Consider the following 15167-nt stretch of genomic DNA (forward strand, 5'->3'; position numbering starts at 1 on the left):
GCCATGAGCCAGGACCGGATGCGCCCCCTCGGCGACGAGAAGCGGCATTACTGGCTCGCGCTCGGCATGGCGCGGACCTCCGGCGCCGACCTCCAGCGCGCGCTCGAGGAGGGGTGGATCACCCATGCCGACTGGGCCGGGGTGGTGCAGCGCTGCCGCGGTTGCGGCTGGGCCGAGGGCTGCGACTGCTGGATGCGGGCGCAGGATCCCGACGCGGTGTCCGAAGTCCCGCAGGCCTGCCCCAACGCCGGTTTCTTCGAGCGCGCCCTCGCCGCTCAGCCGGAGGACGTCTCCTCCTGACACCAGGCCTCCGCCTCGGGCGTGGCCGCGACCTCCTCCCAGGTGATGACCGGCAGGTCGTAGGGATGCTCGGCTGCGATCAGCGCGACGAGGTCGGCGCGGCGGGCCACCGTCGTCTTGAAGGTGACGGACACCTCGGTCTCTTCCTCGACGCCGCCCTTCCAGTGAAACAGGCTGACGATCCCCGGCGTGAGGTTGGCACAGGCTGCGAGCCGCGCCTCCAGCGCCGCACGCGCGAGCCGCTTGGCGGTCTCGGCCGTGTCGCAGGTGATGGTGACGTGGATCATCAGGCGAGCACTATGCGCGCTTCAACTTGATGACGTTCGACTGGGAGTGGTTTGTGTAGGTCGGCCATTCAGGGGTGTAGGCTTCTGCCTGATTGCCCCAGACGGTCCAACCTTCGCGAGGGCCTCGCGCAAAGAGTTCGAGCCTCGGTCCCCAACTGCAACGTTCGATTATTTCGTATTGCTCGTCGGGCTTGCGACTGTGTTCACGCTTCTGTGTCGAGATAATGTTCTCCTGCGACCGTCCGGGCGCAAGCGTTCGGACGTCTTTCCCACGGACCCCGAACAGCAGTACCTCGGTCACATTACGGAAGTAGAACCCAACACCGCGCCGGTCTGGGCCTCCATCCTTGCGCACCTTGTACCAAACGAGATTGCTCTTGTACCTGAATCCCCAGTGTTCCATGACCTTGAGGCCCTCGGGAAGCAGAGCGTTCGGCACCCAAAGGTATAAGTGCGATCGTTCCGCCGCCACGACTTCAACTGGAAGGTCACAGATATCGTCCAGCGTCATGGTCGGGTAGCGGCTCAGGCGCTTGTGCTCCGGCGCCATCTTTCCGGTTCGATTTTGGAACTGCCATGGAGGATCGGCAAGGATCGTGCCGAAGCGGTTGCTGCCGAGAGTTCTGAGCAGATCGTCCGCGGCCTCTGACATGCCTGCCTCCTAGTCAACATATAGACGCTTCGTGATACCGAACACTAATAGTGGACAACCTGCGCCGCCGCCACCCTCAATCCGCGGAAGGAGCTTCGACATGTGTGTGGTCGAAGCTCCGTACGAGGATTTTCGTCCTAAATCCCTAAAGATGTCTTGAAGCTCGTCCGACCTAGTGATGATCACTCCGACGCTGATGGCTCGGAGGTCAAACAACAGGCGGAAGTTGTTGAGGTCGCGGTCGAAGAAGGGATCCTTGTTGTTCCATTCAATCTCGAGCGCAACGCTGTTCTTGAGGCAGTCGACCTTGTGAGTCGGCGAGTCCATCGTCCGGCCGTCTACGATCACGCCTGTCTTGAACTCCTTCTCGCTCCAACCCCGAGAGTAGAGGAAGCTGTCGATGAACGATGCAACCTTCGACTTGCTGCCTCCACCGACCTCAATCCACTCCTTTCGGAGGCGGAAAGCCTGAAGCACAGATATGATGTCGTCCCACTCGGATGGAAAGTCGTGCTTCAGTATCGCACTCGCATGTTTCCACTCGTGCACTTCGTAGTGCGTCCTGATGAACTCCGTCACCCGATCCCTTGCACTCATCGCACCACGCTCCCCCAGAGGTCGTATTCGCCCGCTTCCTCCACCTCGACGGTGACGATGTCGCCGGGCTTCAGGCCTTCGAAGCCTTCGTCGATGAAGAGGTTGCCGTCGATCTCCGGGGCGTCGGCCTTGGTGCGGCAGGTGGCGCCCTCGTCGTCCACCTCGTCGACCAGCACCTCGATCCGGGTGCCGACGCGGGCGGCGAGCTTTGCCTCGGAGATCTCCTGCGCCTTCGCCATGAAGCGGTGCCAGCGCTCCTCCTTCACCTCTTCGGGGACGTGGTCGGGCAGCGCGTTCGACCGCGCGCCGGCGACGTTCTCGTAGCGGAAGCAGCCGACGCGGTCGAGTTGCGCCTCGTCCATCCAGTCGAGGAGCGTCTGGAACTCCGCCTCCGTCTCGCCGGGGTAGCCGACGATGAAGGTGGAGCGGAGCACGATCTCCGGGCAGTCCCGCCGCCAGGCCGCGATCTCGTCGAGCGTGCGCTCCGCCGCGGCGGGCCGCGCCATGCGCCGCAGCGTGTCGGGATGGGCGTGCTGGAAGGGGATGTCGAGATAGGGCAGGAGGCCGCTGCCGCCCTCCGCCATCATCGGCACCAGCTCGCGCACGTGGGGGTAGGGGTAGACATAGTGCAAGCGAATCCAGGCCCCGAGCGTGGACAACTCTCTGGAAAGGTCGAGAATCGGAAACTTCGTGTCGCGCCCCTTCCAGTCCGTGCCGTAGGCCGATGTGTCCTGGCTGATCACCAGGATTTCCTTCACACCCGCCTCCACGAGCTTCTCCGCCTCGCGCATCACGGCGGCCATCGGGCGCGACTGCAGCCGCCCGCGCATGTCCGGGATGATGCAGAAGCGGCACTTGTGATCGCAGCCCTCGGCGATCTTGAGGTAGCTGTAGTGCCGCGGCGTCAGCTTCACGCCCGCGGGCGGCAGGAGGTCGATGAACGGGTCGGGGTCGGGCGGCACGGCGGCGTGGACCGCGTCGAGCACCTGCTCGTACTGCTGCGGCCCGGTTACGGCGAGGACCTTCGGATGTGCGCCGGTGATGTAGTCGGGCTCGGCCCCGAGGCAGCCGGTCACGATCACCCGCCCGTTCTCGCGCAGCGCGTCGCCGATGGCCTCGAGGCTCTCGGCCTTGGCGCTGTCGAGAAAGCCGCAGGTGTTCACGATCACCGCGTCCGCGCCGGCATAGTCGGGACTGATCGCGTAGCCCTCGGCCCGGAGGCGCGTCAGGATGCGCTCGCTGTCGACGAGCGCCTTGGGACAGCCGAGGCTGACCATGCCGATCGTGGGCTGGCCGGGGCGGGCATCGCCCTCGAAGCGCGCACGCGGCGCGAGATCGGGGCGGAGGTCGGGCGGGTTCTGGCTCATGGCCGCGCACATAGCCGGTCCGGGCCGTCTCGGGAAGGCGTCCCGCGGGGGCGGCAGACTGCCGCCCATGCGTGCGAAACCCCGCCGCTTTGGGGTGCGGGCCCGCGCGAAATGTGGCTTACTGCCCGCAAACACGGAAAAAGAGCGGAAAATGCGCTGGATCGTCAGGCTCATCTCTGTCGTCGCGGTCGCGGTCGTGCTGCTGGCGGGGGCGCTTCTCGCGGTGCCGACGGAGCGGATCGCGGCGCTCGTGACCGAGCGCCTCTCGGCCGCGACGGGGCGCGAGGTGGTCATCGCGGGCGACGTGCGCCCGACCCTCTGGCCGAGCCTCGGGGTCCGCGCCGAGGGCTTGCGCATCGGCAATCCCGACTGGGTGGCGGAGGGTCCGCTCCTCGCCGCCGAAAGCCTCCATGTCAGCGTCGCCTGGGCGCCGCTCCTTCAGGGCGAGATCCGGCTCGACCGGGCGGAGATCGACGGCCCGGAAATAACGCTGGTGCGCGACGCCGAGGGGCGGGCGAGCTGGGACGTCGCGGCGGCGAGCGCCGCTCCTCCCGGCCCCGCTCCGGCCGCCACGGCGCAGGGCCCCGGCTTCGCCGTCGGCTTCGACGAGGCGCGGATCACGGAGGGGCGGCTCCGCTGGATCGATGCGGGCACGGGGCAGGACATCGCCGTCACGGGGATCGATGCGGTCCTGTCGCTCCCCGCCGCGACGGGCCCGGCAAGCCTCGTCGCCTCGGCCGAGGTGGGCGGCACGGCGCTGTCGCTCGAGGCGGGGGTCGACGGGCCGGCCGCGTTCCTCGCGGGACAGGTGCGCCCCGTGACGCTCGCGCTCGACTGGCCGGGCGGCCGCGCGGCCTTCGACGGGCGGCTCGCGCTCGCCCCCGCGCTCGAGGGCGCCTTCGAGATCGACGCGCGCGACCTCGGCCCGCTCCTCGGCCTCGCGGGGGCGGTCATGCCGGACCTGCCGCAGGGCCTCGGGCGCGAGCGCATCGCGGCGGGCGGACAGGTGACGCTGACGGAGGCGGGCACGCTTCACCTGCGGGAGGGCGCGCTCACGCTCGACGGCAACCGCCTCGCGCTCGAGGCCGACCTCCTGCCCGGCGAGGAACGCCCGCGCCTGCGCGGCACGCTCTCGGCCGAGACGCTGGCGCTTGCGGCTGTCCCCGAGGGGGGTGCAGGGGGCGGGACGGGTGGCGGCGCGGCCGCTTCCGGCTGGCCGACAGAGCGGATCGACGTCTCGGGCCTCTTCGCGCTCGACGCCGAGCTTGCGCTCCGGGCCGCGTCCATCGACCTCGGCGCGGCCGAGGTGGGGCCGGTCGAGGTCAACGCCAACCTCGACCGCGGGCGGCTCGTCTTCGACATCGGCCGGATCGGCGCCTATGGCGGACGGATCGCGGGGCAGTTCGTGGTGAACGGGCGCAACGGCCTCTCGGTCGGGGGCGACCTGATCGCGGCGGGGGTGCAGCTCAACCCGCTGCTGACGCAGTTCGCGGGCTTCGACCGGCTGGAAGGGACGGGCAGCGCGAGCCTCCAGTTCCTCGGTGTCGGCGACGATCTCGCGACGATCATGGGCAGCCTCTCGGGCGTCGGCGACCTCGCCTTCGGGGCGGGCGCGATCCTCGGCTTCGACCTCGGCGGCATGATCCGCAACCTCGACACCTCCTTCCGGGGCGAGGGCGCGCGCACCGTCTACGACAGCATCTCCGCCGACTTCACCATCGCGGAGGGCGTCCTGTCGAACGACGACCTGATGCTCGACGCGCCCTGGGGCACCGTTCGGGGGGAGGGAACCGTGGACCTCGGCGCGCAAACGGTCGACTACCGTGTGATTCCGGGGGTCATGCGCGACGACGCGGGCCAGAGCGGCATAGAAGTGCCGGTTCTGGTCACCGGGCCGTGGTCGGGCTTGCGTTTCGCGCCGGACCTCGAATACCTCGCCGAACAGGAGTTCCTCGAGCAGCGGGATCGCCTCGCCGCCGAGGCGCGCGAACGTCTCGAAGCCGAGCAGGACCGCGTCGAGCAAGTGGTGCGCGACCGGGCCAACGAGGTCCTCGGGACGGAGATCCAGGCGGGCGACACGCCGGCCGACATCGAGGACGCGCTGAGGGCGCGCCTCGGGACGGAAATGGAAGGCGTCCTGTCGGGGTTCCTCGGCGGCGGCGCAGAACCGGCGGATGGCGCCGCGACGGAGACGGGACAATGATGGCACGAGTTCTTCTGGTGGCGGCCGTCTCGGCGCTTGCGGCCTGCGGCAGCCCCGGCACCCCGGACATCTCCTACAGCGAGCGCCAGCAGGTGCCCGACCTCTATCCGGGCGAGACGCCGCAGATGCGCGCTCTGGTCGAGCAATACGCCGATGTCCACGACATCCCCGAGACGCTGCTGCACCGCGTCATCCAGCGCGAGAGCGACTATCGCGCGGATGCGCGCAACGGTCCCTATTGGGGCCTCATGCAGATCCTGCCGCAGACCGCCCGCACCATGGGCTTCGCGGGCGAGCCGCAGGACCTCCTCGATCCCGAGGTGAACCTCACCTATGCCGGGCGCTACCTGCGCGGGGCGTGGCTCGTCTCGGACGGCGACGTGGACGAGGCCGTCATGTGGTATGCGCGCGGCTACTACTACGAGGCGCGCGACCGCTGCCTCCTCGTGGAAACCGGTCTGGGCGAGCGCGAGATCGCGCGGCACTGCCGTTAGGGGCGGGCGTCAGACCTCCGGCACAGGCTGGCAGAACACCAGCCGGTTGCCGAACGGATCGGTGAGCCGCATTTCGCGGAAACCCCAGGGCATGTCCTCGATCGCCGGTCGCAGCCGCGTGTAGGGCCGTCCCGCCAGTTCGGCGAGCAGCGCGTCGAGATCGGCCACCTCGATGCGGATCGCACTGCCCGGTGTCGCGTCGCCGTGGTGCTCGGAGAGGTGCAACTCGCACGCGCCGCGCCGGATGGCCATGTAGAGCGGCATGTCCGGGCCGAAGCGGTGTTCGAACACGACCTCGAACGCCAGCCAGTCGATGTAGAAGCTCCGCGCCTCGGCCTGCGAGAAACTCCGCAGGACCGGGACGGACGGCTTCACCGCCGCCGATCCCTGCGGCTCGACATCGGCTGGAAGGCCACCCCCACATGGGCGTCGCAATAGGGTTTGCCCTGCTGCACGGGCAGGCCGCAGAAGTAGAAGTCGTCCGTCGCCGGGTCGCCGATGGGCCACTTGCAGGTCCGCTCGGTCAGCTCCATCAGCGTCAGGCGCTTGGCGTGCTTCTCGACCTCGTTCTGCTTGGCGAGCGCCTCGGGGCTGATCTCGTTGGCGGAGGGCTGTGGCGGCAGGGGCTGGCCCGCGGGCACGATGGGCTTGCGCAGCGGCGTGACGTTCGAGGGGCGCGGCGCCTCGGCCGCCGTGTCGGCCACGGCCTCGGGCTCCTTCGGGGCGGGTTTCGGCGCGGCGGGCTTGGCGGCGGGCTTCGCGCCGGTCGCGGGCGCCTCCTCCGGCTCCTTGACGGGGGGCTTGGCGTTCGTCGTGCCGCCCCCGCCCGAGCGGTTCGACAGGCCGAGGCGATGCACCTTGCCGATGACCGCGTTGCGCGTCACGCCGCCGAGTTCCTTGGCGATCTGGCTCGCGGACTGGCCCTCGGTCCACATCTTCTTCAAAAGCTCGACCCGCTCATCGGTCCAGGACATGCCCAACTCCCGTCTCTCGGCCCATGCTCGGGCCACGCTCCAGTCCCGCCATATGGCGATGCCCGCGTCCCGATGAAAGCCCCATTCTATGCGCAGGGCGCGCAGTGGCAAGCGGCTGCCGTCCGGGGTTGCACCAAAGCCGCGCCGTTGTCATCTCTGCCCCATGCGACTGCCCGCCCTGTTCCTGGCCCTGGCCGCCGCCGCGCCCCCGCCCGCAGGGGCCGATCCCGCCGAGATCGCGGCGGCGCTCGCGGCCGAGCCCGCCGTTCCCGGTGCGGTGGTCGGCTGGATCACCGAAGACGACAGCGCGCGCGCCGTCGCGGGCGTCCGGCGCGCAGGCGCTGCGGAGCCGGTGACGGAGGGCGACCTCTGGCACATCGGCTCGCTCACCAAGTCGATGACCGCGACGCTCGCCGCCCGCATGGTCGAGGCGGGGCTGATCGGCTGGGACACGACGGCGGGAGAGCTTCTGGGCGCGGAGCACCCCGACATGGCCGAGGCCTGGCGCGGCGTGCCGCTCGAGGCGTTTCTCCGCCACGCCTCGGGGATGCGGGCGAACCTGTCCCTCTTCGGCACGCTCCGCGTGGGCCAGGGGCCGCGCCGGGACTACGTCGCGCGCGCGCTCGCAAGCCCGCCGGAGGGGGAGCGCGGCGGCTACCTCTATTCCAACGCGGGCTACGTGGTCGCCGGCGCGATGCTCGAGGCCGCGGGCGGCGCGCCCTGGGAGGAGCTCGTCGCGCGCGAGGTCTTCGCGCCCCTCGGCCTTGCCAGCGCGGGCTTCGGCCCGCCCGAGGGCGACCAGCCGCAGGGTCATCGCGGCGCGCTCTTCGGCGGGCTCAGGCCCGTGCCGCCCGGACCCCGCGCGGACAACATCCCGGCCCTCGGCCCCGCGGGGCGCGTGCATCTGTCCGCCGCGGACATGCTGCGCTACCTGCGCGCGCACCTCCTCGCGGAGGAGGAGTACCTCTCGGCCGGGAGCTGGGCGCGCCTCCACCGGGCGGAGGGGCCGGGCGGCTACGCCATGGGCTGGGTCGAGGCGGACGGCGTCCTGCGCCATTCCGGGTCCAACACGATGTGGTTCGCGCAGACGCGCCTCTACCGGGCCGAGGGTGTCGCCGTCTTCGTCGCGGTGAACTCGGGCCTGATCGAGCGGGTCCGCCCGGCGGTGGAGGCCGCGGCGGACGCCGTCTTCACCGACGCCGGCGGTTGACCGCCTCGCGCCAGGCCAGTAGCGCCGCGCCTGCCACGATGACGGCCGCCCCCGCCACGCTGACCGCCGTGGGCAGCACGCCGAAGACGAGCGCGTCGTAGAGGCCCGCGAAGACCAGCGTGAGGTAGGAGAAGGGCGTCACGAAGCTCGCGTCCGCCCGCCGCATCGCGTTGATGAAGAAGGCCTGCGCGCAGGCCATGAGGAGGCCGAGCGCGGCCAGTCCCGCCCATTGCGCGGGCGAAGGCGCCTGCCAGACCCAGAAGGCCGCCGCGCCCGCGATGGCAAGGCCGATGGAGTTGTTGACGAAGAGCACCTGGAGCGGGGCCTCGCGGCCCGCCAGCCGCTTGATGAAGATGAGTTCGAGCCCCAGCGCCAGCGCCGCCCCGAGCGCCAGCAGCGCGCCGGCCTGCATCGCCTCGGTCCCCGGCCGGATCAGGATCATCGCGCCCGCGAAGGCGATGGCGGCGGCCAGCCAGCGCCAGGGGCCGACCCGCTCGCCCAGCAGCGGGATGGCGAGGATCATGCCGAAGACGGGGTTGAGGAAGCTGATCGCCGTCGCGTCGGAGAGCGGGATCGCCGCGGCGGCCGCGAACATGAGCGACACGCCCGACCAGCCGCAGAGCGTCCGGGCGGCGTGGGTGCGGTAGTCGGGCCGCGTCAGGCGCGGGCGCAGGACCGCGACCGTCGCCGCGATGGCGAGCCAGGCGAAGAGGAAGCGGCCGAAACTGACCTGGAGCGGGTGCAGAGGCTCGCCCAGCGTCGCCGTGCCGAGCGCCTTGGCGAGAAGCGTCGTCGCCGCGAGGAAGGCCGTGGCGCCGAGCATGTAGAGGACGGCGGGTCCCGGCGCGGGCGCGATGCCCGCCGGAACGGCGGCGGGCGGCACGGCGGATTGCATCGGGGTTGGCTCAGCCATCGCGGCCGAGGATGAAGCCCGCCACGACCGGGACAAGCCCCTCGTGGAGCGGCAGCGCGGGATCGGCATAGGTCGCCATGTTGGCCGCGAGGTCGGCGTCGTCCGCGATCTGCTTCAGCGTATGCGTCATGCCGCGGAGCACGCTGCGCGCCGCGTCGGGGCGTGCGGCGGCGAGCCTGTCGCCCTCCCGCGCGGGCACCTGGATATCGGCGCTGCCGTGCAGGATGAGGACCGGCAGGCCCGTCTCCGACAGCGCGTCGGCCGGGTCGAGGAGCGCCAGTTCGCGCAGGTAGTCGAGGCTGTCCTCCCCGAAGAGCGGTGCGAGCGGCGGGGGGATGTCCGCGGGATCGGGGCGCCCGCCCGCGACCAGCTCCGCGAGCGCGGCGTCGAGCGCGGGCAGGAGCGGCTCGGTCCCCGGCTGGCGCGCGACCTGCTCGCGGACGAGCCCGCCGATGGGCTGGCCCGCCGTGGCGAGGAGCACGAGGCCGCAGACATGCGGGAGCCCGGCGGCGTCGATGGCGAGGATGCCGCCCTCGGAATGCCCGATCAGCCAGACGCAGTCGGCGCCCGTCGCCTGGCGCAGCGCGTCGATCCATGCAGCAGTGTCCTGTCGGTAGGCGCCGAGGCTCACCTCCATGCCGGGGCCGCCCGCGCTTGCCCCGATGCCGCGCTTGTCGATGCGCGCGGTGGCGATGCCCTCGGCGGCCAGCGCCTCGGCGAGGAGACGGTAGGCGTCGGTCGCGAGGCCCATCGGGTTGTTGGCGTCGCGGTCGGTCGGGCCCGAGCCGGGCAGGATCAGCGCGGCCGCGCGCGTCTCGTTCTCCGGCCGCTCGAGCGTGCCCGCGAGCGTGCCTGCCGTGCTGTCCGCCGCGATCTCCTCGGCCGCGAGGGGCGCGGCGGCGAGGCAGGCGAGAAGGGGCAGCGCGGCGGTGCGGAGGAACATGGTGCAGGTCCTTTCGGTGTCGGGTGTCCGGCGTCAACGGGCGCGGCGGGCGCCCCGGTTCCGCCGGATCAGACGCCGAGGCACCAGCGCAGGATCGCCTTCTGCGCGTGGAGCCGGTTCTCCGCCTCGTCGAAGACGACCGATTGCGGGCCGTCCATCACGGCGCTGGTCACCTCCTCGTCGCGGTGCGCGGGCAGGCAGTGCATGAAGATCGCGTCGGGTTTCGCGTGGGCGAGCAGCGCCTCGTTCACCTGGTAGGGACGGAGCTGGTTGTGCCGCCGCTCGCGCGCGGTCTGGCTGTCGTGCATCGAGACCCAGGTATCGGTCACGACGAGATCGGCACCCGCCACGGCGCGGGCGGGGTCGCGCTCGATCTCGACGCGGGCGCCCTTCGCGCGGGCCTCCTCGAGGAAGACGCGCTCGGGGTCGAGCGTCTCGGGGCCCGAGAAGGTGAGGTCGAAGCCGAACTGCCCGGCGGCATGCGCGAAGCTCGCGAAGACGTTGTTGCCGTCGCCGCACCAGGTGACCTTGCGCCCCGCGATCGGGCCGCGATGCTCCTCGAAGGTGAGGATGTCGGCCATGATCTGGCAGGGATGGGTGCGGTTCGTCAGCCCGTTGACCACGGGAACGGTCGCGTGCTCGGCCATCTCGAGGAGCACCTCCTCCTCGAAGGTGCGGATCATGATGAGATCGACGTAGCGCGAGAGCACGCGGGCGGTGTCGGCGATGGTCTCGCCGTGGCCGAGCTGCATCTCGGAGCCCGAGAGCACCATGGTCTGCCCGCCCATCTGCCGCACGCCCACGTCGAAGGAGACGCGGGTGCGGGTCGAGGGCTTCTCGAAGATCAGCGCGACCATGCGGTCCTTCAGGGGCTGCGCCTCGTCGGGCGCGCCCTTGGGACGGCCGGCGCGCGCGGCCTTCATGGCGGCGGCGCCGTCGATCATGGCCCGGAGGTCGGCGGGGTCGGTCTTGTTGATGTCGAGGAAGTGGTTCATCGGTCTGCCGGTCTGGCTGGCGGCGGAGCGAGGGGGCCGTCTGCCCCCTCGCGCTCCCCCGAGCGGTATTTGGGGAAAGATGAAGGGATCAGGCGGCCTTGATCCTTTCGGAGAGGGCGGTCGCGGCCGCGTCGAGGCGGGAGACGCCCTCGGCGATCTCGGCCTCGGCGATGGTCAGCGCGGGCAGGACGCGCACCACGTTGTCGCCCGCCGGCACGGTCAGGATCCCCGCCTCGTAGCCCGCGGCGACCACATCGGTGTTGGTGGCGCGGCACTTGAGGCCGAGCATGAGGCCCGCGCCGCGGACCCCCTCGAAGATGTCGGGATGGGCGGCGACGAGCCCCTCGAGCCGCTGGCGGAGGAAGCCGGCCTTGGCGCGCACCTCGTCGAGGAAGCCTTCGCGGGTGATCTCGTCCATCACCGCCGCGCCGACCGCGCAGCCGAGCGGGTTGCCGCCGTAGGTGGAGCCGTGGGTGCCGGCGGTCATGCCGCGCGCGGCCTCCTCGGTGGCCAGCAGCGCGCCCAGCGGGTAGCCGCCGCCGATGCCCTTGGCGACCAGCATGATGTCGGGCGTGATCCCCGCCCATTCATGGGCGAAGAGGCGGCCCGTGCGCCCCATGCCGCACTGGATCTCGTCGAGGATGAGGAGAAGGCCGTGTGCGTCGCAGAGGTCGCGCAGGCCCTTGAGGCAGACGTCGGGCAGGGGCCTGATGCCGCTCTCGCCCTGCACGGGCTCGACCATGATGGCGCCGACGTCGGGCTCCGCCGCCGCGGCGCGGAGCGCGTCGTGATCGCCGAAGGGGAGCTGGCGGAAGCCCGGCAGGAGCGGGCCGAAGCCCTTGGTCAGCTTCTCGGAGCCCGCGGCCGAGATCGCGGCCATCGAGCGGCCGTGGAAGGCGCCCTCGAAGGTCAGGATCGTGGTGCGCTCGGGCGCGTCGCTCTCGTGGCGGTACTTGCGCGCCATCTTGACGGCGAGCTCGGTCGCCTCGGTCCCCGAATTGCAGAAGAAGACGGTGTCGGCGAAGGTATGCTCCACCAGCCGCCGCGCGAGCGCCTCCTGCTCGGGCACGGTGTAGAGGTTCGAGGTATGCCAGAGCCTTCCCGCCTGCTCGGTCAGCGCGGCCACCAGCGCGGGGTGCCCGTGGCCGAGCGCCATCACCGCGATGCCGGAGGCGAAGTCGAGGAAACGTCGGCCGTCGGCCTCCACCAGCCAGGAGCCTTCGCCCTTCACGAAGGAGAGCTTGGCGCGGGAATAGCTGGGCAGGACCGGCGGGATCATCGATGGCTCCTCGGGTTGGACAGGAGGCTCCGGCTTGGCGGAATCCTCCCCCCAAGTCAATTCGCAGGCCCTGATGGCGTCAAGCAGCATCCATGATGAGGCAGGTGGTGGTGCCGGTGGCGTGGAGCCGCCCGGTCGCGCGGTCGCGGATCTCTCCGTTCGCGACGGCGGTGCTGCGGCCGGCATGGGCGAGGCGGCCGACCGCCGCGACCTCGCAGCCCTCGGGGATCGCGCGCAGGATGTTCACCTTGTATTCGAGCGTGGTATAGGCGCGGCCCGCCTGCAGCGCCGTCATCACCGCGCAGCCCATGCAGCTGTCGAGGAGCGCGCCGTACCAGCCGCCATGGACGCCCGACATCGGGTTGAGGTGGTCGAAGCGGGGCGCGCCGTGGAAGACCGCCTCGCCCTCCGACACCGCGACGAGGCGGAAGTTCAGCACGCGCGCGATCGGGGCCTGGGGCAGCGTGCCCGCCATGACCCGGGACAGGAAATCGAGCCCCGAGAGCGACGCGAGCGTCGCGCGGTCCGGCATCTCGGCGGGCGATGCGGCGAAGAAGGCGTCGTGCATGGGCGGCTCCCCGGTTCTGGCCGGAGGGAGGCCAGCACGGGGCGCGCGCCGGTGCAAGCGGGGATCAGGCGACCTCGGAGAGGGCCACGCGGGGCGTGACGCCGAGGGCGGCGCAGACGTCGCGGGTGAGGTCGGGCGAGTTCAGCGTGTAGAAGTGCAGGTCCTCGACGCCGCCCTCGAGGAGCTCGGTGCAGAGCTCAGTGCAGAGCGCGGTGGCCAGCAGCCGCTCGCGCCCGTCGCGGATGGCGGTCGCGAAGGCCTCGTCGAGCCAGGCCGGAACCTGCGCGCCGCAGCTCGCGGCGAACTTGGCGACGCCGCTCCAGGAGTTGATCGGCAGGATGCCGGGGATGATCGGCGCATCGATCCCGGCGGCCGCGCAGGCGTCGCGGAAGCGGAAGAAGGTCTCCGCCTCGAAGAAGAACTGGGTGATCGCCGAGGTGGCGCCGGCGTCGATCTTGCGCTTGAGGAAATCGACGCAGTCCTGCATCGAGGCGGCCTCGGGGTGCGGCTCGGGATAGGCGCCGACGCGGATCTCGAACCGGCCCGTCGCGGCCAGCGCGTCCACCAGCTCGACCGAGCTCGCGAAGCCCTCGGCGTGGGGCGTGAAGCGGCCCTGCCCCTTGGGCGGGTCGCCGCGCAGCGCGACGATCTGGGTGACGCCGGCCTCGGCGTAGCTCTCGGCGATGGCGAGCGTCTCGGCGCGGGTCGCGTCCACGCAGGTGAGGTGGGCCGCGACCGGAACGCCGTAGTTCTTGTGGATCGTCTTGACCGCATCATGGGTCAGCGCCCGCGTCGTGCCGCCCGCGCCGTAGGTCACGGAGACGAAGGCGGGGTCGAGCGGCGAGAGGACGCCCAGCGTCTCCCAGAGGCGGAACGACGCCTCGAGGGATTTCGGCGGGAAGAACTCGAACGAGACGCGAGGGGCGGGCATGGCGATTCCGGTCCTTGAAAGGTCGTATCGGGATGTCGCATAGAGTGGTGCTTGCGGCAATTTCATAATCCTCAAGATCAATATGAGTCCGACATGCATATCGAGTTCCGGCACCTGAGGACGATCAAGGCCATCCACGAGGAGGGCGGCCTCGCCCGCGCTGCGGATCGGCTGCACATCACGCAGAGCGCTCTGTCCCACCAGATCAAGGGTCTCGAGGACCAGGCGGGGGTGGAGCTCTTCGTGCGGCGCTCGAAGCCGATGCGGCTGTCATCGGCGGGCATGAAGCTCCTGCGGCTGGCCGAGGACATCCTGCCGCGCCTCGCCGCGCTGGAGGAGGAGTTCGCGGGCCTGCGCTCGGGCAAGTCGGGGCGGCTCCACATCGCGATCGAGTGCCATGCCTGCTTCGACTGGCTCCTGCCGGTGCTCGAGGCCTTCCGCGTCGCCTGGCCCGACGTGGACGTGGACATCCGCCCGGGCCTCCAGTTCGAGGCGCTGCCCGCGCTGATGCGCGAGGAGGTGGACCTCGTCGTCTCCTCCGACCCGGAAACGCTACCGGGCGTCGATTTCACGCCGCTCTTCGACTACGAGCCGGTCTTCGTCTGCGCAGCCGATCATCCGCTGGCGGGCAAGCCGTGGATCGAGGCGGAGGACTTCGCGGACCAGACGCTCATCACCTACCCGGTCGAGCGCGCGCGGCTCGACGTGTTCAGCCAGCTCCTTTTCCCGGCGGGGGTGGAGCCGCGGGGCATCCGGCAGGTGGAGCTTTCGGCCGTGATCCTCCTCCTCGTCGCCTCGGGGCGCGGCGTCTCGGTCCTGCCCGACTGGGTGGTGCGGGATTCGGGGCGGCACCCTTCGCTCGTCACGCGGCGCTTGACGGAAGGCGGCGTCACGCGGAGGCTCTACGGCGCGACGCGGGCGGAGGAGACGGCCAAGCCGTTCATGGCGCATGTGCTGAAGCTGTGCCGGACGGAGCCTCCGAAGCTCCAGCGCCGGGGAGAGGCGGCCTGAGAGAGGCGGGATGGAGCTTCTGTCGTTCGAGAACCCGGCCTTCACGGTCTACGCCGTCGCGGCGGCGCTGGGCGTCCTGAAGGTCATGGGGCAGGGCTGGGTCACCGTCTGGCGGATGCTGCGCGTCGGCGGCGGCTACGCCAGCCCCGAGGACGCGCGGGCGGGTCTCATCAACCGCGCGCCGCGCGCCGGGCAGCTCGACCCGGACGACTACGTCGACCGCTCGCGCCGGATGCACCGCAACGACCTCGAGAACATCCCCGGCTTCTGGGTGGCGGGGCTGCTGTTCGTGCTGTCTGCTCCGCCGCTCTGGCTCGCCTGGATCACCTGCGGCGGCTTCGTGCTCGCCCGCGCGGGCCACGCCTGGGCCTACGGCACGGCGCAAAGCCACGAGGTCCGCGCGACCTTCTACACGGTGGGCTCGCTTCTCGTGATCTACATGG

The 15167-nt window shown here is 70.9% G+C and carries 18 protein-coding genes; 6 read left to right on the forward strand and 12 right to left on the reverse strand.

Annotation, left to right across the window (positions count from 1 at the left end; translation table 11 throughout):
- On the forward strand, positions 1-300 hold a 300-nt coding region (locus ACTS11_RS14045; protein ID WP_442640929.1), incomplete at its 5' end, for a DUF6455 family protein.
- Here ACTS11_RS14045 and cutA read toward each other — a convergent pair.
- The 4 genes from cutA to rimO are packed head-to-tail and all read right to left on the reverse strand — an operon-like array spanning position 276 to position 3203.
- Positions 276-587, reverse strand: coding sequence for a divalent cation tolerance protein CutA (gene cutA, locus ACTS11_RS14050; RefSeq protein ID WP_442640930.1), 312 nt, complete (start codon positions 585-587; stop codon positions 276-278). The genes ACTS11_RS14045 and cutA overlap by 25 nt on opposite strands.
- A gap of 10 nt (positions 588-597) precedes the next feature.
- Positions 598-1239 (reverse strand): MT-A70 family methyltransferase, encoded by a 642-nt coding sequence (locus ACTS11_RS14055; protein ID WP_442640931.1) that lies wholly within the window; start codon positions 1237-1239, stop codon positions 598-600.
- 9 nt (positions 1240-1248) lie between these two features.
- Positions 1249-1818, reverse strand: a complete 570-nt coding sequence (locus ACTS11_RS14060) for a BglII/BstYI family type II restriction endonuclease (protein ID WP_442640932.1) — start codon at positions 1816-1818, stop codon at positions 1249-1251.
- Between the two features lie 14 nt (positions 1819-1832).
- Positions 1833-3203, reverse strand: a complete 1371-nt coding sequence (rimO, locus tag ACTS11_RS14065; RefSeq protein ID WP_442640933.1) for a 30S ribosomal protein S12 methylthiotransferase RimO — start codon at positions 3201-3203, stop codon at positions 1833-1835.
- Positions 3204-3354: 151 nt separating this feature from the next.
- On the opposite strand from rimO, the gene ACTS11_RS14070 reads away from it, so the two are divergent.
- Positions 3355-5406: an AsmA family protein gene (locus tag ACTS11_RS14070; RefSeq protein ID WP_442640934.1), complete on the forward strand. Its 2052-nt coding sequence runs from the start codon at positions 3355-3357 to the stop codon at positions 5404-5406.
- Positions 5406-5900: a transglycosylase SLT domain-containing protein gene (locus tag ACTS11_RS14075; RefSeq protein ID WP_442640946.1), complete on the forward strand. Its 495-nt coding sequence runs from the start codon at positions 5406-5408 to the stop codon at positions 5898-5900. The genes ACTS11_RS14070 and ACTS11_RS14075 overlap by 1 nt, the downstream gene beginning before the upstream one ends.
- 9 nt (positions 5901-5909) lie before the next feature.
- On the opposite strand, the gene ACTS11_RS14080 is transcribed toward ACTS11_RS14075, so the two are convergent.
- Together ACTS11_RS14080 and ACTS11_RS14085 are read right to left on the reverse strand one after the other, a co-directional pair.
- Entirely contained in the window at positions 5910-6275 is a 366-nt protein-coding gene (locus tag ACTS11_RS14080) for a glyoxalase superfamily protein (RefSeq protein ID WP_442640935.1), read from the reverse strand.
- A complete protein-coding gene (locus tag ACTS11_RS14085) occupies positions 6272-6874 on the reverse strand; it encodes a GcrA family cell cycle regulator (protein WP_442640936.1) in 603 nt (200 codons plus the stop codon). The genes ACTS11_RS14080 and ACTS11_RS14085 overlap by 4 nt, the downstream gene beginning before the upstream one ends.
- Before the next feature lie 163 nt (positions 6875-7037).
- Here ACTS11_RS14085 and ACTS11_RS14090 point away from each other — a divergent pair, with 163 nt between their 5' ends.
- The gene (locus ACTS11_RS14090; RefSeq protein ID WP_442640937.1) at positions 7038-8084 is read left to right on the forward strand and encodes a serine hydrolase domain-containing protein; all 1047 of its coding nucleotides are present in this window, start codon (positions 7038-7040) and stop codon (positions 8082-8084) included.
- On the opposite strand, the gene ACTS11_RS14095 is transcribed toward ACTS11_RS14090, so the two are convergent.
- From ACTS11_RS14095 to metF, 6 genes are all read right to left on the reverse strand, one after another.
- The gene (locus ACTS11_RS14095) at positions 8065-8997 is read right to left on the reverse strand and encodes a DMT family transporter (protein WP_442640938.1); all 933 of its coding nucleotides are present in this window, start codon (positions 8995-8997) and stop codon (positions 8065-8067) included. The two genes, ACTS11_RS14090 and ACTS11_RS14095, sit on opposite strands and share 20 nt — an antisense overlap.
- Positions 8990-9940 carry an alpha/beta hydrolase gene (locus ACTS11_RS14100; protein ID WP_442640939.1) on the reverse strand — a complete coding sequence of 317 codons (951 nt, stop codon included), beginning with the start codon at positions 9938-9940 and terminating at the stop codon, positions 8990-8992. Before ACTS11_RS14100 ends, ACTS11_RS14095 begins: the two co-directional genes overlap by 8 nt.
- A 68-nt stretch (positions 9941-10008) precedes the next feature.
- A complete protein-coding gene (argF, locus tag ACTS11_RS14105) occupies positions 10009-10935 on the reverse strand; it encodes an ornithine carbamoyltransferase (protein ID WP_442640940.1) in 927 nt (308 codons plus the stop codon).
- Between the two features lie 88 nt (positions 10936-11023).
- Complete coding sequence (locus tag ACTS11_RS14110) at positions 11024-12214, reverse strand: aspartate aminotransferase family protein (protein WP_442640941.1); 1191 nt, start codon at positions 12212-12214, stop codon at positions 11024-11026.
- A 79-nt stretch (positions 12215-12293) separates the two neighbouring features.
- Positions 12294-12782: a PaaI family thioesterase gene (locus ACTS11_RS14115; protein WP_442640942.1), complete on the reverse strand. Its 489-nt coding sequence runs from the start codon at positions 12780-12782 to the stop codon at positions 12294-12296.
- 64 nt (positions 12783-12846) lie between these two features.
- Entirely contained in the window at positions 12847-13713 is an 867-nt protein-coding gene (gene metF, locus ACTS11_RS14120; RefSeq protein ID WP_442640943.1) for a methylenetetrahydrofolate reductase [NAD(P)H], read from the reverse strand.
- Between the two features lie 93 nt (positions 13714-13806).
- Here metF and ACTS11_RS14125 point away from each other — a divergent pair, with 93 nt between their 5' ends.
- Both ACTS11_RS14125 and ACTS11_RS14130 read left to right on the forward strand, forming a co-directional pair.
- The gene (locus ACTS11_RS14125; protein WP_442640944.1) at positions 13807-14724 is read left to right on the forward strand and encodes a LysR family transcriptional regulator; all 918 of its coding nucleotides are present in this window, start codon (positions 13807-13809) and stop codon (positions 14722-14724) included.
- A 10-nt stretch (positions 14725-14734) separates the two neighbouring features.
- On the forward strand, positions 14735-15167 hold a 433-nt coding region (locus ACTS11_RS14130; RefSeq protein ID WP_442640945.1), incomplete at its 3' end, for an MAPEG family protein.

Origin of the sequence: Roseicyclus sp., from assembly GCF_052168335.1 — a bacterium.
Classification (GTDB): domain Bacteria; phylum Pseudomonadota; class Alphaproteobacteria; order Rhodobacterales; family Rhodobacteraceae; genus Roseibacterium.